Annotated in this window: 13 protein-coding genes and 1 riboswitch; of the genes, 5 read left to right on the top strand and 8 right to left on the bottom strand. The window is 61.7% G+C overall.

Going from position 1 to position 19184, the window contains the following annotated elements:
* The first annotated feature begins 138 nt into the window (after window positions 1-138).
* A complete protein-coding gene (locus VVD49_RS15485; protein ID WP_327600108.1) occupies window positions 139-1773 on the top strand; it encodes a phospholipid carrier-dependent glycosyltransferase in 1635 nt (544 codons plus the stop codon).
* 1 nt (window position 1774) lies between these two features.
* On the opposite strand, the gene uca is transcribed toward VVD49_RS15485, so the two are convergent.
* From uca to VVD49_RS15455, 6 genes are all read right to left on the bottom strand, one after another.
* A complete protein-coding gene (uca, locus tag VVD49_RS15480) occupies window positions 1775-5455 on the bottom strand; it encodes an urea carboxylase (RefSeq protein WP_327600107.1) in 3681 nt (1226 codons plus the stop codon).
* A 232-nt stretch (window positions 5456-5687) separates the two neighbouring features.
* Window positions 5688-6347 (bottom strand): urea amidolyase associated protein UAAP2, encoded by a 660-nt coding sequence (locus tag VVD49_RS15475; protein ID WP_327600106.1) that lies wholly within the window; start codon window positions 6345-6347, stop codon window positions 5688-5690.
* Between the two features lie 9 nt (window positions 6348-6356).
* Window positions 6357-7172, bottom strand: a complete 816-nt coding sequence (locus VVD49_RS15470; protein ID WP_327600105.1) for an urea amidolyase associated protein UAAP1 — start codon at window positions 7170-7172, stop codon at window positions 6357-6359.
* A gap of 115 nt (window positions 7173-7287) precedes the next feature.
* Window positions 7288-8124: an ABC transporter ATP-binding protein gene (locus tag VVD49_RS15465; RefSeq protein ID WP_327600104.1), complete on the bottom strand. Its 837-nt coding sequence runs from the start codon at window positions 8122-8124 to the stop codon at window positions 7288-7290.
* Window positions 8124-8963 (bottom strand): ABC transporter permease, encoded by an 840-nt coding sequence (locus VVD49_RS15460; RefSeq protein ID WP_327600103.1) that lies wholly within the window; start codon window positions 8961-8963, stop codon window positions 8124-8126. The genes VVD49_RS15465 and VVD49_RS15460 overlap by 1 nt, the downstream gene beginning before the upstream one ends.
* Window positions 8964-9038: 75 nt before the next feature.
* Window positions 9039-10031: an ABC transporter substrate-binding protein gene (locus VVD49_RS15455; RefSeq protein WP_327600102.1), complete on the bottom strand. Its 993-nt coding sequence runs from the start codon at window positions 10029-10031 to the stop codon at window positions 9039-9041.
* 55 nt (window positions 10032-10086) lie between these two features.
* Window positions 10087-10233: riboswitch (guanidine-I (ykkC/yxkD leader) on the bottom strand.
* 424 nt (window positions 10234-10657) lie between these two features.
* Between VVD49_RS15455 and VVD49_RS15450 the strand changes: the two genes are divergently transcribed.
* Window positions 10658-11593 (top strand): TorF family putative porin, encoded by a 936-nt coding sequence (locus VVD49_RS15450; protein ID WP_327600101.1) that lies wholly within the window; start codon window positions 10658-10660, stop codon window positions 11591-11593.
* Window positions 11594-11701: 108 nt separating this feature from the next.
* Window positions 11702-12652: an alpha/beta hydrolase gene (locus VVD49_RS15445; RefSeq protein WP_327600100.1), complete on the top strand. Its 951-nt coding sequence runs from the start codon at window positions 11702-11704 to the stop codon at window positions 12650-12652.
* On the opposite strand, the gene VVD49_RS15440 is transcribed toward VVD49_RS15445, so the two are convergent.
* Entirely contained in the window at window positions 12644-14050 is a 1407-nt protein-coding gene (locus tag VVD49_RS15440; protein WP_327600099.1) for an MATE family efflux transporter, read from the bottom strand. The genes VVD49_RS15445 and VVD49_RS15440 overlap by 9 nt on opposite strands.
* Before the next feature lie 73 nt (window positions 14051-14123).
* Window positions 14124-14888, bottom strand: coding sequence for a uroporphyrinogen-III C-methyltransferase (cobA, locus tag VVD49_RS15435; RefSeq protein WP_327600098.1), 765 nt, complete (start codon window positions 14886-14888; stop codon window positions 14124-14126).
* Window positions 14889-15543: 655 nt separating this feature from the next.
* Between cobA and VVD49_RS15430 the strand changes: the two genes are divergently transcribed.
* Window positions 15544-16929: a TIGR03013 family XrtA/PEP-CTERM system glycosyltransferase gene (locus VVD49_RS15430; protein WP_327600097.1), complete on the top strand. Its 1386-nt coding sequence runs from the start codon at window positions 15544-15546 to the stop codon at window positions 16927-16929.
* A gap of 153 nt (window positions 16930-17082) precedes the next feature.
* On the top strand, window positions 17083-19155 hold the full coding sequence (prsK, locus tag VVD49_RS15425) for an XrtA/PEP-CTERM system histidine kinase PrsK (protein WP_327600096.1): 2073 nt from the start codon (window positions 17083-17085) through the stop codon (window positions 19153-19155).
* Window positions 19156-19184: the final 29 nt, after the last annotated feature.

Genomic DNA, 19184 nt, shown 5'->3' with positions numbered 1-19184 from the left:
CGCTTCGTCGCAGTGTGGGTTGCCAGAATCAGGCTCACTTATGAAAGTGTCTGCCTCAAAGGGTGTGCTTACGTACGTGCCAGTGGAGGGCGCGATAATGCGGCGGCACACCTGCGTCGTGAAACAGAAGAAGAAAAGATGTCCGATACCCTGTCTGTCAGCCCGCGCGAGAACGGGCCCGAAACCTCTCTAGAGAATCCCGCCACCCTTTCCGCATCAGCTTCAGGCCGGGCGCCCAGTGCCCGGCGTGCCAGCTCGTGGCGTACGGGTTGGCTGCTTCTGTCGGCTATTACGGTTTTTTCGCTGCTGATCCATTTCTGGGGTCTGTCGCGTTTTAACGGACTGGTCTTCGACGAGGTCTTCTTCCCGAAGTACGCGCAGAACCACATCGAGAATGCGCCGTATTTTGACGGGCATCCGCCGCTTGGCAAGATGCTGATTGCGGTCGGCATGCGCGCCAGCGTTCTCACCGGCCAGCTGGGTGTAGATGCCAACAACGAGATCGGTACGCCTTACCCGGCATGGGCTTATCGCTGGATCGATGCGCTCGCGGGCGCCCTTCTGCCGCTGGTTTTTGCCGGCATCGTGTGGCAACTGTGCAGGCGCTGGCGCCCCACCTTGCTGGCCGCCTTGCTCGTCTCGCTCGACGGTCTGTTCCTCGTTGAAGCGCGCTACGGCCTGATCAATATCTTCCTGATGTTCTTCGGCCTGCTCGGCCACTATCTCTTCCTTTGCGCGCTGAACACCGGGCGCCCGGTGCGGCACTACGTGCTGATCCTGCTCGCTGGTACGAGCCTCGGTGCTGCGATTGCGGTGAAGTGGAGCGGTGTCGCATTCCTTGCCGTGCCATGGGGGCTGTGGCTGCTCGCATGGCTGCAGAAGCTATGGTTCGGCTGGATACGGCAAAGGCGTCACGCGCACACGCATTCACAGAGCGCGCATCACCACGCCGAGGTCGAGACACACCCACTGCAGAAATCTACCCGCCTCGGCATCTGGACGATGCTGCTGGCTTTGCTGGTCGTGCCACTGGTGGTTTACGTGCTGCAGTGGCAGCCCTACCTGCGGGTGAACAACACCAATTTCATGGACATCCATCGCCAGATGCTGGCCTTCCATGAAGGCGTGAAGGACGGCCCGTCGGAGCACCCGTACTGCTCGCGCTGGTCGACCTGGCCCGTCATGGAGCGTCCGGTCAGCTACCTGTTTACCGCGCGATCGCCGCAGGATCTGAATCCCACGGCGCCGCCCCCTCCCGACGCGCCGCAAGGCATCACGCATGTCGTGCATGCCATGGGTAATCCCGCCCTGTGGTGGTTCGCCGTGCCTGCGGTGCTCGCTGCGACTGCCCTCGCATTGCGTGGCGGTTTTCTCGCCAGTATCGGCCTGGCGCAGAGCCTGCCGCACAGAAGGCGAGGGCGCTTGCGCTTCAGCCTGCCTGCATTGCCACGCAAGCGTAGCCCTCTGAGCGCTACCTCATGGACAGCGATCTATCTCAGCGCGGGCTACGTTGTCAGTCTGTTGCCATGGATCGGCATCACGCGCTGCTCATTCATCTACCACTACATGCCCAGCGTGGCCTTCGGCTTCGTGGCCTGCGCATTCGGCATCGATCGCCTGATGGCCGACGCGAGCCGCGGGGCGCGTGCCGCCGGGCTCTGCGTGCTGCTGCTCATCGTTGCGGCCTTCTTCTACTGGCTACCGCTGTTCCTGGGGCTGGAGATCTCGATGGATGACTGGTACGCGAGGATGTGGTTCAAGTCCTGGATCTGATTCACTCCGTAGCCAGAATCATCACGTCCTGCCCGGCACCCACCGGGCTGCCTTCGCGCGCGAAGATCTTGTAGACCGTGCCCGCGCTGGAGGCCCTGACCGGGAATTCCATCTTCATGGACTCCACGATCATCAGCGTGTCGCCCTCGGCGACCTGCTGGCCTTCCGTGACTTCGATCTTCCACACATTGCCGGGCACATGGGTCTGCAGGAGTTTGCCGCCGGGCGGCAGCTCGACGTGGTCCGGGTCGGCGATGGCGACATCTGCTTCGCCGACGTATTCCGCCTGACCCGCTTCGCGCCAGCGTTCGCGCTCGGCGTCGAACGAAGCTTGCTGCGTGGTCTTGAATGCCGTGATGGATTCGGCTTCGCGCTTGAGGAAGGCGTTGTAGTCGCGCAGCGAGAATTCGCCTTCTTCGACCTTCAAGCGATAGCGGCCGGCCGGGAAGTCGCGGCGGATCTGTACGAGTTCTTCCTCGCTCACCGGGTAGAAGCGGATCTGGTCGAAGAAGCGCAGCAACCAGGGCTTGCCGGGTTCGAATTCGAGCGCGCCGTTACTCGCATCGCGCCAGCGGTTCCACATCTGCAAGGTACGGCCGACGAACTGGTAACCGCCGGGGCCTTCCATGCCATACACGCACATGTAGGCACCGCCGATGCCGACGGCATTCTCCGGCGTCCAGGTGCGCGCCGGGTTGTACTTGGTGGTGACGAGGCGATGGCGCGGGTCGACCGGCGTCGCGACAGGTGCGCCGAGGTAGACGTCGCCAAGACCCATGACGAGATAGCTTGCGTCAAAGACGATGCGCTTCACGTCCTCGATCGAATCGAGACCGTTGATGCGGCGGATGAATTCGATATTGCTCGGGCACCATGGCGCATCCGGGCGCACGGACTGCATGTACTTCTCGATGGCGAGCCGCGTCGCGGCGTCATCCCACGACAGCGGCAGCCACACGGTGCGCGTCGGCACGACCATGTCTTCGATGGCGGGCATGTCGCGTTGTGCGCGCTGTAGCGTGGCGATCAGCGTGTCGCAGGGAATGCGGCGCGAGTCGTAGTGGATCTGCAGCGAGCGGATGCCCGGTGTGAGGTCGATGATGCCGGGCAGGGCGCCCGCATCGCGCATCGCCTGCACGGTGTTCATCAGCGCATGCACGCGGAAGCGCAGGTTGAGATCGAGCACCAGCGGCCCGTATTCGACCAGCAGGTATTTGTCGCCAGCCTGGCGGTAGACCACGCCCAGTTCGGTTTCCGTCGCGGGTGTCGCATGGCGGATGGCGGGCGTTGCGGTGTCGTTCTGCTCGGCAATGACCAGCGGGTCAGGCAGCGGCGCGAGCGTGGCGAGTGCGTGCTCCTGTGCTTTCTCCAGCGCGGTGGCCTGCGCTGGCGAGAGGCGACGGAAGTTCACCGTATCGCCGGGACGCAGCTGCCCCATCTTCCAGCGCTCGGCGGCGACGATGGTGGCCGGGCAGACGAAGCCACCCAGCGAAGGACCGTCCGGGCCGAGGATCACCGGCATGTCGCCGGTGAAGTCCACCGCGCCGATGGCGTAGGCGTTGTCATGGATGTTCGATGGATGCAGGCCGGCCTCGCCACCATCGTGACGCGCCCATTGCGGCTTCGGCCCGATCAGGCGCACGCCAGTGCGGCTGGAGTTGTAGTGCACCTCCCACGCAGTGCTGAAGAACATGTCGATGTCTTCATCGGTGAAGAAGTCCGGCGCGCCGTGCGGGCCGTAGAGCACACCGATGTCCCAGTGATTCGCGAAAGACGGAATCAGTGCGGCGTTGATCGTGTCACGCACTGGCGCAGGCGAGGCCAACACGCTCGGGTCTTCGGTGCATCTCTCGGTGGGCGCATCGGCAATGTGCAGCATGTCGCCGACGCGCAGGGTGCGGCCGGCATGGCCGCCGAACTGGCCGAGCGTGAAGGTGGATTTGCTGCCGAGGTAGTCCGGCACATCCAGGCCTCCGCGCACGGCCAGGTAGGTGCGTGCGCCGCCGCCATCGACCGAGCCGATGTCGAGCACCGAGCCTGCTTTCACGTCATGCGTCTGCCATAGCGCAATGGTTTCGCCATCCAGCTTCAAGACCATGGGTGCGCCGCAGACGGCGATCACTGCGTCGCTGTGGAAGCGCAGGCGTGGGCCGGTGAGCGTGCATTCGAGGCCGGCCGTGCCTTGCGGGTTGCCGACCAGCTTGTTGGCGAGGCGCAAGGCGTACGGATCCATAGGGCCTGAAGGCGGCACGCCGATGTCCCAGTAGCCGGTGCGGCCCGGCCAGTCCTGCACAGTGGTCTGCACACCGGCTTCGAGCACTTCGATGGCCTGCGGTGCGTAGGCGAAGCTGTTGAGGTAGCGCGTGGTCTGCTTGCCCGCGCTGAACACTTCGCCAGCGACAATTGCGCGCAGGTAGTCGAGATTCGTCTCGATACCGGCGAGGCGTGTGCGTGCCAGCGCGTCGGCCATCTTCGCGACGGCCGCTTCGCGCGTGTCGGCAGTGACGATGAGCTTGGCGATCATCGGATCGTAGTAGGGCGGCACTTCGTTGCCGCGCGCGACCCAGGTCTCGATACGTGCATCCTCGGGGAAGCTCACTTCGGTAAGCACGCCGGACGATGGCTGGAAATTTTTCGCCGGATCTTCGGCATAGAGCCGCACCTGGATCGATGCACCCGCGAGCTTCGGCGCGAGGCTCGCCAGCGGGGGCAGGCTGTCCTGTGCCAGCCGCACCATCCATTCCACGAGATCGACACCGCTGATCTGTTCGGTCACGCCGTGTTCTACCTGCAGGCGCGTGTTCACTTCGAGAAAATAGAAGTTGCCGCTGACGGCATCCAGCACGAACTCCACCGTGCCTGCGTTGCGATAGTTGAGTGCCTTGCCGAGACGTACGGCCGTGTCGTGCAGCGATGTGCGTTGCGCATCGGAGAGGCCCGGTGCCGGTGTCTCTTCGATGACTTTCTGGTTGCGGCGTTGCACCGAGCAATCGCGCTCGCCGAGTGCCAGCACTTCGCCCTTGCCGTCACCGAAGAGCTGCACTTCGACGTGGCGTGCGTGCTCGACGTACTTCTCCAGGTAGATGCCGGCGTTCTTGAAGTTGGCGCGCGCAAGGCGGTCGACCGAGGCATAGGCCTCTGCCAGTTCGTCTTCGTTCCACAACAGGCGCATGCCGATACCGCCGCCGCCAGCCGTGCTCTTGAGCATGACCGGGTAGCCAATGCGTGCTGCTTCCTTGCGCGCGTGCTCGGCACCATCGAGAAGGGCGCTGCCGGGCAGTAGTGGCACGCCGCTCTTCTCAGCCAGTTCGCGCGCCGTGTGCTTGAGACCGAAGGCGATCATCTGCTCGGGAGTCGGGCCGATGAAGGCGATGCCTTCGCGTTCGCACTCGGCAGCGAACTCCGCGTTCTCGGAGAGGAAGCCGTAGCCGGGGTGGATTGCGCCCGCGCCGGTCTCTTTCGCCGCGGCGAGAATCTTGTCGCTGCGCAGATAGCTCTCTGCGGCAGCTGCCGGCCCGATGCAGATGGCGACATCGGCCATGCCGACGTGGGCCGAGTCGGCATCCGCTTCGGAGTAGACCGCGACCGAGCGCATGCCGAGTTTCTTCAGCGTGCGGATGATGCGGCAGGCAATGGCACCGCGATTGGCGATGAGGACTGTGTCGAATCGGGTTGCGGACATGCTAGGTCTCACTTCGATGCGCGGGTCGTCCCGCTGTTGTTTCATGCGCTGCAGGTCGTCCTGGAGCGTATTTGTTCATTCACGCGTGCTTGCCCTCTCCCGGCCTACCGGCCACCCTCTCCCGCAAGCGGGCGAGGGAACGGCAAACATTGCGCGGGCCGTACGTTGCAGTTCCCTCTCCCCAGCCGGGGAGAGGGTGGTCCGTCAGGACCGGGAGAGGGTGCTTTTCATCTCACTCCCCATCCCAAACCAGAAACTGCACCGGCGTCGGGTTATACGCATTGCATGGGTTATTGAGCTGCGGGCAGTTCGACACCAGCACCCACACATCCATCTCGGCGCGCAGCTCGACGTACTTGCCCGGCGCGGAAACACCATCGGCAAACTGCAAACCACCGTCTTCCGTTACCGGCACGTTCATGAAGAAATTGACGTTGGGCACGAGGTCGCGCTTGGTGATGCCGACATCGGCGTGCTGGATGGCGAGCAGGTAGTTGTCGCGGCAGCTGTGCATGAATTTCTTCTGCAAGGCGTAGCGCACGGTATTGCTCTCGGCCGCGCAGGCGCCGCCCAGCGTGTCGTGGCGGCCGCATGTGTCAGCGACGATGGTGAGCATCGCGTTGCCGTCGTTGGAGTACAGCACCGAGCCCGTCGTGAGGTAGATGCCTCCTTGGCGCAGCATCGTGTCGGTCGCGCTGTAATGCTCGGACACGTCGTTGCGGTTGTAGAAGATGATGTCGGCGGCCTGGTTGCCTTCGAGGTCGACGATGCGCAGCGTCTGGCCGCGTTTTACCTCTTGCAGCCAAGGCTCGCCGGCAGGTTGGCGATGATTGAGCACGGCGCGGCTTGGGTCGAGCGCGCTTTCCTGGATTCGAATTGCTGTGGCGGTCATGGCAATTTCCTAGAGATAGAGCATGTCGCTGTTGTGGATGGCACGCGCATTCTCGGGGCGGAAGCGGCGGCAGAAGTCGTCAGTCGCCGCAGCGCCGGAACGCCAGGCAACGAGGCCGACTTTCTTCGGTGCGTATTCCGGATTCGGATCGAGCGCGTGCGGCGCGGTGGAGTAGGCGAGCAGCGTGTCCATGTCGAAACGCAGCTCGACGTAGTCACCTGCCTTGCAGTGACTCTCCGCAAAGCGGAAACGACCTTCCTCATCGACGCTGACTTTGCTGAACAGATTTACAGGCGCAACGAGATCGCGCTTGGTGAGACCGTACTTGCCGATCTCGATCAGCAGACCGTCCTTGCCGTTGCGGTACATCGCGTTGCGGTATTGCTCGAAGGCGCGTGTGCCGTACTTCTGCTTGAGCAGCTCGGCATCGAGCAGGGCGCCGAGCGGGTCGTGCCAGCCGAGGCTGTCGGCCGTGATCGACGCGAGCGAGCGGCCCATATCGCTCATCAACACATGACCACGCGTGAAGTGCGCGGTGTGCTGTGCCTTGAGCGAATCGGGCATGTTGTAACGCTCGAGTTTTTCGCGCGCCGAGTAGAGTACGACGCTGGCATTGGCTCCGGCTTCGAGTGCGACGAAACGCAGCGCGCTGCCGCGCGGCATGATGAAGGACCAATGTGCGCCGCCGGGCACGACTTCGGACCACATGACTTTGTCGACAGCGATATTGGCGATCGCGTCGGGCGCGAAGCGCTTCCACGCGGCGGGTGCATCGACAGGATTGTCGATGGCCGGGTTGTCGGGGATGTCGGTGAAGCTTTCCATGGTGAGCTTTCCTTGTGTGCCGTCATCCCGGCGCAGGCCGGGATCCAGTGTGCGGGGCAGCGTCTGGATTCCGGCCTGCGCCGGAATGACGAACCTGGCGTGATGTCGTTGATGTTCAGCCGTGTGCCAGCGCTGACAGCTTTTCCAATTGTTCGAGGTCCGTCTTCATCCCCGACGTCTCGCGAATGCGGTCGAGGATTTCCAGTTTCATCTTCAGGAATTCCGGGCTGTGCTTCATTGACTTGTCGCGCTTCTCCGGCAGCGGCACCTGGAAGACGGTGTCGATGCGCCCGGGGCGCGGCGCCATGAGCACGACGCGATCACCGAGGTAGATCGCTTCCTCGACGTCATGCGTGACGAAGACGATGGTGGCGCGTTCGATCTTGTGGACCGCGCAGGTGAGGTCGTGCATGACTTCGCGCGTCTGTGCATCGAGTGCGCCGAAGGGTTCGTCCATCAACAGGATTTCCGGCCGGCCCATCAGTGCGCGTGCAATTGCCACGCGTTGCTGCATGCCGCCGGATAGTTGATTCGGATAGGAGTGCGCCGACTTGCTGAGACCCATCAGGTTGAGCAGTGCATCGGCGCGGCCGGATGCCGCTTCTACGTCGGCCGAGCTGCGGTCATCGGTATGGGCCTTGAGCTGGCGACAGAAGCGGATGTTCTCGCGCACGGTGAGCCATGGGTACAGGCTGTAGTGCTGGAACACCATGGCGCGGTCGATGCCGGGGCCGTCGATGCTCTGACCACCGATGCTGATGTCACCGGAGCTGAGTGTCTCCAGCCCGCCTATCATGCGTAGCAGCGTCGACTTGCCGCAGCCCGATGCGCCGACGAAGGTGACGAATTCGTTCTGTGCGATATCGAGGTTGGCGTCCTGCAGTGCGACGACCTGTTTGTCGCCTTCGCCAAAGATCTTGTTGCAGTTACGGATGGCGATTTTCGTTGTCATCACTTGTTTCCCTTCAGCCACGGAAATGCACGGCGATGCAGGAAGCGGAACATCTGGTCGATGAAGAGACCGATGGCGCCAATGAGGAGAATGCCGGCGAAGATCTTGTCGGTCTGCAGGAAGCGCTGCGCTTTGAGGATCGCGTAGCCGAGACCCGAATTCGCAGCCACCAGCTCGGCGACGACGAGATAGGTCCAGGCCCAGCCCATGGTCACGCGCAGGGTGTCGACCAGTGCCGGCTTGGCCGAGGGCACGATCACCTTCTCGATCAACTCGAAGCGCGTCGCGCCCATGGTCTGCGCCGCTTCGATCTGCGCCGTCGGCACGCGTCGCACGTCTTCGGCCACCATCAACACCATCTGGAAAAAGGTGCCGATGAAGATGATGGCGATCTTCGAACCTTCATCGATGCCAACCCACAACATCACCAGCGGAATGAAGGCGACCGCGGGCATGTAGCGGATGAAGTCGGTGAGCGGTTCGAGCAGCGCCTGCACCGGGCGGAAAGTGCCGATGGCCAGCCCGATCGGCAGGGCGACGAGTGCCGAGAGCGCCCAGCCGCCGACGACGCGATAGATGCTTATGCCGATGTCGCCAAGCAGGTTGTCATCGGTCCACCAGGTGGCGATGCGATGAAGCACGTCAGGCGGTGCAGGCAGGAACACCTTGTTGACGCCACCGAATTCGGACAGCAGCCACCATGCCGCCAGCGGGACGATGAGGCCGAGTGCGGCGAGCAGCAGGTATTGGCGCTGCGTGATCGGGCCACGCACGCTCCATAGCAGCGAACGTTTGCGCCGGGTCTTCACGGGCGAGGCAGGTGGAACAAAGGCATCCATGGTGCGTCCTTGCGGGCTTGGCTCAATGCAGGTTCAGAGATGTGCGCGCTGGCGAGCGCCAACGCGCACGGCCGGTTATTTTTTGGCGGCTTCCTGGGCGATGGAGGCATCCACGCCCTTGGCGAAGTCCGGCTTGCCTTCGATCAGCTTGTTGTCGGCGAGAAACTTCGCGATGGTCGGGCCGACGGCCTGCAGCGAGGTGGGCGAGGTGCCCAGCGCGTCGAGGTTGGCCTTCTCGTCGAAGAAGCGCGTGCCCGGCAAGAAGATCTTGTAGTCCTCGGGCTTCATGCTGACGACCTTGGACATGATCTTTGCGGCCTCATCCGGCTGCTCGCGGATGAACTTCTCCGTGTCGTACCAGGCCTTCACCATGCCGACGAAATCCTTGCGATGTGCCTTGATGGCTTTCTCCTGCGCGACCAGCAGGTCAGGCACGAGGCCGGGCATGTCCTTCGAGGTGAACAAGGCGTTTCCCTTGCCACTGGCTTGGATCTGATTCACCCAGGGGTTCCACACGACAGCCGCATCGACGCGACCGGCGAGGAAGGCGGCTGCCGCATCACCGGCCGCCAGATTGACGATTTTTACGTCCTTCTGCGTCATGCCGTTCTTGGCGAGTGCGGTTGCCAGCACGAAGTGCGAGATGCTGAACTGCTCCAGCGCGACAGTCTTGCCCTTCAGGTCAGCGAAGTTCTTTATCTTCGGATTGACCATGACCGCGTCATTGCCGGCGGAGTTGTCGTTCACGAGAATGGTCTTGAGCGGCAGGCCTTTGGCGAGCGGGCCGAGCGTGTCGGACCAGGTCTGCGAATTGGCGTCGAGCTGGCCGGAGGAGAGGGCCGAGATGGAGTCCGTGTAGTTGGCGAACCACACCAGTTTCACGTCGGCGCCGTATTTCTTGAAGAAGCCTTTCTGCTCGGCGACGTACCACGCCACCCAGCCCGGCCAGTCGGATAGACCGACCTTGACCTCGGCCATGACGGGCGCGGCGAATGAACAGCTGAGCACGAGCGCAAGCGTGCGGACCCAGGCGGGGCGGAAGAATGAGGGCAGGGATTTCAGAGACATCGAGAGGCTCCAGTCGAATCGGAATAAGGGCGAGAGGGCGCTTGTATAGAAGCGAACCTCCCGGGCTTTTATCCCTCCGTGGAGCCTTGATGCGATGGTGTCAGGCGTAAGCCTTAACCAGAACTTCAAAGCCGGAAACTCTCGGACCAGGCACCGCAATGCGCGTGTTGATGAAGCGGCCGGAACCCTAGTTTCCCTTCAAGAAGCGGACTTGCGTCACGACGTAGCCGCCCCTCTCGACGACGATTCTAGCAGCAAGCGTGCCAATTTTGTCCGGCACACCATGCTCATCGACAAGACTGTGTATCTGCAACGCTGTGCGGCTTCTGATAATGCAAATGGCATTCATGGATGTTGTTTGCGGAGCGGATGTGGCGCATGAGTGCGGCGACATTCTGGTGCGGTGGGCACTGCAATGGGTCACGGCGCAAGACGCGATTGCAGCACGATCGGGAGTGAGGTGGGGTATCACACATCGTCGTGCACCTAATATGCAACGTCTCGCATGGGCTCTCCTGCCGCACGGCAGCAAGCGTTGCAGACGTTCTTCGGCACGGAAATCGCTTTAGCTGCCATCGCGCGTGTTGATGATTTGACCAGATCCTCACTTTCAGGGAGCCCTAGCCATGTCCAGCACCACAATCGCGAAATCCTCGCGTCATACCCGTATTGCCCTCTTTGTTGCAAGCCTGCTGGCCGTTTCCAGCGGAGTATCAGCTGCCGATGCACCCAAGTCCGACTTCACATACACAGGCCACATCGATCTCGTTTCGGCGTACTACCTGCGCGGTGCGACAACGACCTACGGCAACGTCAAACCCGGTCTCGGCAATGAAGGCGCCGACGCGCCTGAGTCAGACAAGCCGGTGTTCCAGTGGGGTGCGGATGTCTCGCACACCAGTGGCTTCTATGCTGGTTACTGGGCATCGTTCATCAACTATTCCTACAAGCGTCTTGGCGAGTCCTACGACTACTACGCGAGTGGGCAGACGCCACCTGCGGATTTCAGTTTCCAGAAGGACAAGTCGATCGAGAATGATTTCTACGGCGGCTACAACGGCGCGATCGGCGACTTCGGCTACACAGTTGGTCTGACAGGCTACGTCTATTACAACGGCAAGCATTCGAATGCGCTGGAAACCAAGCTGGCAGCGTCTTACGCCGGGGTGACGATCAGCGCGCAGACCCTGCTCAACGACACCGTGTGGGGCAACAAGGGCGACACCTATTTCCTGGCCAACTACAGCTATGTGCTGCCTTACAGCATCACAGCGTCAGCGAGCCTCGGTGCGTATTACTACACCAAGGAAGGCAAGTACCTCGGCACGCACGATCCGTTGTCAGGCGCCACCTGCCCGACGGATACGGCCTTCGTGGTGAATGGCTGCTTCTCCGGTGCCGCGCCTGTGCAGGGCGGCTATCGTCATCTCATTCTCGGTGTGTCACAGCCCATTGGCGAGTCGGGCGTCACGTGGGCGCTGCAAGGCATCCTCGGCGGCGTCAATCGTTATGGCATCCGCCAGGGCAACCGGATATTCGGGTCTGTCTCCTACGGTTTCTGACCGTATTGAGGAGGGGCGCGCAAGCGCCCCTTTTTTTCTTCCTGTCTGAAGTGTGTGTGGATGTTCTGGCAGTATTGCGCCGTTCTTCATCGCTCATCCTGCCTCGCAATGCCACTCGATTCCCGCGCGAAAAGTCTGCTTGAGATGCTCAATCGCATCGAAGCGCCACGTCTTGAAGATCAGCCCGTGACGTTTGCGCGCCGTAATTTCGAGAAGCTGATGTTTGCCTATCGCCCAGATGCGCCGGCCATCGACAGCGCGCAGGACATGGAGATCGCCCGCAAGGATTTTGCGGGTGGGCCGCTGCGCGCGCGTCTCTACAAACCGCGGAATGCGACCGAGACTTTGCCTGTGCTGCTATGGCTGCATGGCGGTGGCTGGACGCTCGGCGATCTTGCCTGCTACGACACGTTCTGCCGCAGCCTGTGTGCGGAAGCGCAATGTGCTGTGCTCGCACTCGACTATCGGCTGGCACCGGAAAACCGCTTTCCTGCGGCGCTTGACGACGCACTGTGGGCACTGCGCTGGCTCAAGCGTGAGGCGGCTGGCCTGGGGCTCGACGCGGCGCGCTTGGCGATAGGTGGCGATTCGGCGGGTGGCAATCTGGCTGCCGCAGCGTGCCACATGTTGCGCGAAGAAGATTCGAATGACATTCCGCTGAGCTTCCAGTTGCTGGTCTACCCGGCGACCGATCAGACCAGTCAGCGCGCTTCACATGAGCAGTACGCGGAAGGACATTTTCTCGATCGCGCGTCGATCAGCTGGTTCCAGCACAACTACCTGCCTTCTGAGTCTGACTACTTCGACTGGCGCGCCTCGCCGCTGCTAGCAACGGATTTCGATGGCTTGCCGCCGGCGTTGATCGTTACTGCGGAGTGCGACCCTTTGACGGATGATGGACGCGCCTATGCCGAAAAACTGGCCGAGCACGGCGTGCCCGTTCGCTACAGCGAATACGCGGGCATGATTCACGGCTTCGTGACGATGGGGCGCATCCTGCCGGATGCGGGGCGTGCCATCACCGAGATGGCAGAGGCTTTACGCGAGGCCTTACGCTAAGGCCTGGACTTTCGCAACGGCGCGACGCTTGTTGAGAATGCGCCGCCGTGCCGCGCGTGCCTGCGTCGTCCAGCCGAGGTAGTGCCAGCGCAACCACATTGCAATGCCGCGCACGCATTCATCTGCCAGATAGCCAATCCACAAGCCCGGCAAGCCCCAGCCGAAATGCACGCCCAGCAGCCAGGCGAGGGCCGTGCCGAGCACCACGTTGACCACGACGCTGATCTTCACCGGCCAGCGTGCATCGCCCGTGGCGCGCAGGCCGCCCATGACGATTACATTCGTCGTGCGCCCCAGTCCTGCCACGATCTCGATCAGCAGGATGGTCGCGAGCAGGGCTGAAATATCGGGACGGTTGTTCAGGGCGGCTACGGCATGTGGCGCAATCAACCATGCCAGTACACCACCGATGAAAGTCGCCAACAGGCTGATGCGCAGGGCTCGCAGCAGGACGCTGCCTGCGGCGCGCAGATGGCCGGCGCCGACGTGGTGGCCGACGATGATTTCCGAGCCCGCGCCAAGCGCCACGACCACGATATTGATGATGGCGATGACGTTCATGGCGTAGGCGTGCGTCGCCAACGCGCTCGCCCCCATGCTGCCGGCCATGGCGACAGTGGCGATGAAGCACAGCCGGAATGCGATCTTTTCGCCCGCGCTTGGCAGGCCGATGTGTGCGATGGCTGCAAGAGGTTCGCGCGGCACCAGGAGCGCATCGCGCCAGCGCAGGACAATGCCGAGACGCTGTGACCACATGATCAGCAGCAACACGAAAACCAGCGCACGTGAAGCCAGTAGTCCATAGCCGAGCCCCATGAGTCCTTGGCCGGGAATCGGTCCGACCCCGAACACCAGGGGGAAGCTGACGAGGACATGCAGGATGTTCATGGCCATCACCAGGCGCATCGAATCCTTGGTGAAAGTGAACGCGCGCAGTACCGAGAACATGGTGATGTTGATCGAGTCCAGCGCCAGCGCGCCGCCCACGACGGCGATGAACGGAATCGCCATGTCCATGAGCTCAGGTGGCAACTGCAGCAGATTGAGCAAGGCTCGTGGCCAGATGCCGACAAGCAGGAGGGCCGCAAGACCGACCCATACAGATGCTGCAAAGCCGGCGCGTGCCACGGCACGCGCGCCATCGGAGTCGCCCGCGCCGCGATGCTGTGTAACGACGACACTGGTGCCGATACCCACAACGCGGAACAGACGGTCGAACATCGCGCGCAGCTGGTTCGACAGGCCGAAGATGGCGACGGCGGCGGGGGAGACGTGACCGGCCATCCACAGACCCAGCGTGCCGATCAAGGTCATCAGCGCCGTCTCGACGAAGATCGGCCAGGAGATGGCGAACAGGTCGAGCTTTCCGGACTTCTCCGTCGTGCGGGCGTTTGTCATGGGCCGATGATAACGCGGCGCTTCTCTTCTGTGAATTCCATTGGCATTTTCATGCGAATGGATGGCGCGGCAATCAGTCTCGCTCGAACCAGTTCAATTGATCGCGCAGGCTCACGACGTGGCCGATGATCAGCAGTGCAGGAGGGCGCAAGCCTGCGGCGGTTACGGCTTGTGGCAAGGTGGAGATCGTGGCGGCCACAGTCTGTTGCTGCTGTGTTGTGGCGTGACGCACACACGCTGCAGGCGTGTCCGGGGGCATGCCATGTGCCATCAGGTGGTGGCTGATTTCCGGGAGCGACAGCACACCCATGTAGATCACGACGGTTTGCTGGGCACGAGCCAACGCCGGCCAGTCGAGATCGCTGCTGTCGTCCTTGAGATGACCTGTCACGAAAATCACGGCTTTGGCGTGATCGCGATGAGTCAACGGGATGCCGGCGTACGCAGCTGCGCCGCATGCGGCCGTGACGCCCGGGACCACTTCGAACGGAATACCTGAGGCGGCCAGTTCTTCGCCTTCCTCGCCGCCCCGACCAAAAATATAGGGGTCTCCACCTTTCAGGCGCACGACTCGCTTGCCTGCGCGTGCCAGCGTGACCAACAGGGCGTTGATGCCTTCCTGCGGCAGCGTGTGCTTGCCCGATTGCTTGCCGACATAAATACGTTCGGCATCGGCTCGTGCCAAATCAAGTACGGCGTCGCCGACCAGGTGGTCATAAACCAGTACGTCGGCCTGTTCGATGAGCCGGGCTGCTCTCACAGTCAGAAGCTCGGGATTCCCCGGGCCGCCGCCTACAAGCGCGACGTGGCCGGGCAATAGCGTGATGGGTCCGCTCATGCGTGAAAACCAGAAAATGGGACAGCCCGGCAGTCTAGCGGATTCCGTGTTTCCGGCTTGGGCTGGTGGGTTGATCCGTGATTATTTTGTGCCCAGAAGGACGTCACCTATGGTTTGTAACCTGGGCAGGGATACAATGCAGTTGTTGCGTCGCACTATAAAAATCCAGTGCTGAAGCGTCGCAAATGTTCTCGGTCTCATTGCCAGGAACATGCGCGAAGCGAAAGTGAGGATCGAAGCATGAATGGCATCAGAAAATGCGTGGTGTTGCGTCGCGCAGGCCCTTGTGAGGGGGGCAATGACATTCCAGGCAGCGCTCTGCACCAGAAAATTGCCTCGCAATCGAGGCAAGTGCAGCAGTGGCGCCCAATTGAAGCAATGCGGCAAAGCAGCATTTTTGTGTCGAGAAGCGCGCTGACCGTTCGGTTTCAAACAAAAAAATCATGTCCACAAGGGCAAAATGCCCAGTTGGACACAGCTTCCCGGAGCGTTCGTGAACCACATCACGGCATCATCCGGTGCCATCGAATAAGGTTCTGTCTGCCTCGCGCCAATTACGTTGTCTGTGTTGTGCTGCAACGCCAGACAGACTGCTTGTCGCAAAGAATTTCATCCAGGCGTTTGAACATGGTTGCAAGAAGAACCGGGGATCAGAATGCTTCGTCTGTTTAATCACTATTTCCCTTCCAGTGCGGTCTATCAGGTGTTGATAGATGTGCTGGTCCTCTTTTGCGCGATTCTGCTGGCTGCCTTCTACGTCGGCGGTGAAGTTGCGGCGACGATGTCCAGCGTGGTGCCCTCGGCCTTGGTGTTCGCGGTCGTGATGATGGCCCTCAGCAGCGCCTTGGGTATCTACGGCTCACATCGCGATGCGTCGTTCCGGGATCTGCTGGCGCGTATCGTCCTGACGGTGTTGTTCAGCGTGCCCGTTGCCTGGGGTGTGTTCCGCATGCTGCCATGGGGCGGCGAGCGCTATCAGGCGCTGGATGCGACGGTGATCATGATTCTCGGTGGCGTGCTGTTCGTGCGCGGCGTTTCGCGTCGTTCGGGTGCCGCATCGATGTGGCGTCGTCGCGTGCTGGTCATCGGCACCGGACGTGAAGCCGCCTCGGTCGAGTATTCGCTGACGCATCCCCATCACCCCGGCCTGTCCATCGTTGGCTTTCTGCCCGTGCCGGGCTCTGATGAATCACTTGTCCATCCTTCGCGCGTCTTGCCATCTGGCCGGTCGTTGCTTGAGACGGCGCGCGCGCTCGAAGCCGATGAGATCATCGTTGCCGTTCGCGAGCGTCGTGGCGGCACCTTGCCTTTGTCCGAACTGCTGGATTGCAAGCTGTCCGGCATCAAGGTGCTGGACCTGTCATGCTTTTTCGAACGGGTTCGCGGGCAGGTGCGCCTTGATTCCTTGCGTGCCAGCTGGTTGATCTATGGCGAGGGCTTCCGTCAGGGAACCTTGCGCACGATGATCAAGCGCGTGTTCGACGTGGCGGCAGCACTGGTGCTGCTGGCCCTGACGGCCCCCATCATGTTGCTGGCCGTCATCGCCATCGGGATCGAGGATGGTTTTCCTGTCCTGTACCGTCAGGAGCGTGTGGGCCAGGGCGGGCGCGTCTTCAAGGTGATCAAATTCCGCAGCATGTGGCGGGATGCGGAAAAGGATGGCAAGCCGCGCTGGGCAAGTGCCAACGACAATCGTGTGACACGGGTCGGCCGTATCATGCGCAAGACACGTATCGACGAACTGCCGCAGCTCTTCAATGTGCTGATGGGCAGCATGAGCATGGTAGGCCCCCGTCCGGAGCGTCCATTCTTCGTCGATCAACTGACCAACGAGATTCCTTTCTACGCTGTGCGCCATTCGCTCAAGCCGGGCGTCACCGGGTGGGCGCAGGTTCGCTACCAGTATGGCGCTTCCGTGGATGATGCCGTTCAGAAGCTGCAATACGATCTCTACTATGTGAAGAATCACACCTTGTTCCTCGACATGATGGTGCTTGCCGAGACAGTGCGTGTGGTGGTGACCGGTGAGGGCGCGCAGTAAAGCTTGCGTGCCGCGAACATCGCGCCCCGTTTTCCGAAGCCCCGCCGCCCAAGCGGGGCTTTTTCGTTGTGCCTCTTGCTCCGTCCTGCCTTGGCTGGCGTGTTGATGTGACGGCTGTGGGGAGCCTGTGATTCAGCGTGGAATAATAGGTTGATGGAATCCTCTCTCAACGAAGTTCGCATGTGGTCCAGCGGCATCGCTGCTGTCGTCTTCGGTTGTCTGTCGATCTATCTGCGACTGGGCTGGCGAGGCGGCATGCTGGGTGGCCGCCTGATGGTGGCGATGTTGGTGTCATGTGCGTGGGCGGCGCTGGATGCGTTGGCGCCTCAGGGTTTGCTGTGGGCCTGGCTGTCGCTTGTGCTCGAAGTACTGCGCCCGGCGATGTGGAGCTTCTTCCTTTTAGGCTTGCTTTCGGTGGCGACGCGCACAGAGGCAGGAGAGGGCTCATCGTCCTGGGTGCAACAGGCTGCGCAGGCGGTTTTTGCCGGCGCCTTGATGATGAGCGTGGCTGCCGTGCTGGTCGCCGGGCTTGGTCGCTGGGTGTTCTATGCGCAGCTCCTCATGGTGGTCTGGCTGCTGGTGCTGGTCGAGCAGGTCTATCGCAATTTTCCTGGTGGCTCACGTTGGGGCATCAAGCCAATCATCCTTGGCTTGGGCTGCGTCCTGAGTTTCGACTTCTATCTGTTTGCTGAAGCAGCCTTGCTGGGGCACGTGGATAACGATGTGCTGGCTGTTCGTGGATTTGTCCAGGCGCTGGTGGCACCGCTTGCGGCCATGTCGGCCGTGCGTAGTCGTGACTGGACGTTCCGCATCACAGTCTCGCGGCAACTGGTTTTTCATTCCACCGCGCTGGCGGGGTCCGGTCTCTATCTGTTGTTGATTGCCGCAGCCGGCTACTACATCCGCTGGTTTGGTGGCAGTTGGGGACGAGCCCTGCAGACGGCCATGATTGCGGGGGGGGTGTTCCTCCTTGTCTTCGCTGCCTTTTCGGGTTCTTTCCGGGCGCGCGTACGGGTCTGGCTCAACAAGAATCTGTTTGCCTACCGCTATGACTATCGTGAAGCCTGGCTGAGATTCACAAAAGCGCTAAGCGGGGTTTCTGCAGGGGGGCAAGCAGGTTTGACGCTTGAGCAAAGCGTCATCTGGGCGCTGGCCGAATTGGTGGAAAGCCCGGGAGGCGTCTTGTGGCTGCGCGATGTGGATGATGTCTACAGGCCGCGTGCCAAACTGAATTGCCCGCTTAACGAAGGGGAAGAGCCGGCAGATGCGCCGCTGGCTAGTTTCATGCGCACGCATGGCTGGATCGTAAATCTCGAAGAATGGCGCAGCCGTCCGAGCCTGTATCAGGGCCTGGCTGTTCCACCGTGGCTTTCGGCTGCGAGCGACGCGTGGCTGCTCGTGCCGCTCATCAGCGGCGAGGAAATGGTCGCTTTCGCCGTGTTGGCGACGGCGCGCGCGCCCATTGAAGTGAACTGGGAAGTGCTGGATCTGCTCAAGACCGCAGGTCGTCAGGCGGCAAGTTATCTAGGGCGAGCGCAGGCGACGGCTGCGCTGCTCGAGGCGCAGAAGTTTGACTCCTTCAATCGCATGTCTGCTTTTGTGGTGCATGACCTGAAGAATCTCGTCGCACAGCTTTCGCTGATGCTCAAGAACGCGACGCGCCACAAGGACAATCCTGAGTTCCAGGCCGACATGCTGCTTACTGTAGAAAACGTGGCTGAGCGGATGCGCGGCCTGATGACGCAGCTACAGAACAAGGAGCCGATCGAGCACAAGCGCTGGATCGATGTAGGTGACTTGTGTGCTGCAGTGCTGGCAGAGCGTCGCGCAAGCGGCCCCGCTGTGTCGCTGGATGCGGAGCCTGAACTGGGCGTGTTCGGGCAGGTGGAGCGATTGCAACGGATAATCGGGCATGTCGTGCAGAACGCCACAGAAGCCACGCCGGAGCATGGTAAGGTTTCAATTGCAGTACGGCGCGCCGGTCGCGACGTCATGGTCGAAGTGCGGGACACGGGTTGCGGCATGACGAGCGAGTTTGTGCGCGAGCGCCTGTTTCGCCCATTCCAGACGACCAAGCAGAACGGCATGGGCATCGGCGCTTTCGAAGTGCAGCAATATGTCCGTGAGCTTGGAGGGCGTGTCGAGGTTGAAAGTGAGCCGAACGTGGGGACACGCTTTGCTCTGATCTTTCCCTCAAGCGAGCGCAATGAGACATCGGTCGCCTGATCGGTGTACGAATTTTCAGCCTGATTGTG

This window comes from Uliginosibacterium silvisoli, assembly GCF_036017035.1.
Lineage (GTDB): Bacteria > Pseudomonadota > Gammaproteobacteria > Burkholderiales > Rhodocyclaceae > Viridibacterium > Viridibacterium silvisoli.
Note: the sequence above shows the minus strand (reverse complement) of the source record. Positions and strands in the feature narration are given on the sequence as shown.

Coding starts and splice junctions, on each gene's coding strand:
- VVD49_RS15485 (WP_327600108.1), top strand. CDS start 139: ATGTCCGATACCCTGTCTGTCAGCCCGCGCGAGAACGGGCCCGAAACC.
- uca (WP_327600107.1), bottom strand. CDS start 5,455: ATGTCCGCAACCCGATTCGACACAGTCCTCATCGCCAATCGCGGTGCC.
- VVD49_RS15475 (WP_327600106.1), bottom strand. CDS start 6,347: ATGACCGCCACAGCAATTCGAATCCAGGAAAGCGCGCTCGACCCAAGC.
- VVD49_RS15470 (WP_327600105.1), bottom strand. CDS start 7,172: ATGGAAAGCTTCACCGACATCCCCGACAACCCGGCCATCGACAATCCT.
- VVD49_RS15465 (WP_327600104.1), bottom strand. CDS start 8,124: ATGACAACGAAAATCGCCATCCGTAACTGCAACAAGATCTTTGGCGAA.
- VVD49_RS15460 (WP_327600103.1), bottom strand. CDS start 8,963: ATGGATGCCTTTGTTCCACCTGCCTCGCCCGTGAAGACCCGGCGCAAA.
- VVD49_RS15455 (WP_327600102.1), bottom strand. CDS start 10,031: ATGTCTCTGAAATCCCTGCCCTCATTCTTCCGCCCCGCCTGGGTCCGC.
- VVD49_RS15450 (WP_327600101.1), top strand. CDS start 10,658: ATGTCCAGCACCACAATCGCGAAATCCTCGCGTCATACCCGTATTGCC.
- VVD49_RS15445 (WP_327600100.1), top strand. CDS start 11,702: ATGCCACTCGATTCCCGCGCGAAAAGTCTGCTTGAGATGCTCAATCGC.
- VVD49_RS15440 (WP_327600099.1), bottom strand. CDS start 14,050: ATGACAAACGCCCGCACGACGGAGAAGTCCGGAAAGCTCGACCTGTTC.
- cobA (WP_327600098.1), bottom strand. CDS start 14,888: ATGAGCGGACCCATCACGCTATTGCCCGGCCACGTCGCGCTTGTAGGC.
- VVD49_RS15430 (WP_327600097.1), top strand. CDS start 15,544: ATGCTTCGTCTGTTTAATCACTATTTCCCTTCCAGTGCGGTCTATCAG.
- prsK (WP_327600096.1), top strand. CDS start 17,083: ATGGAATCCTCTCTCAACGAAGTTCGCATGTGGTCCAGCGGCATCGCT.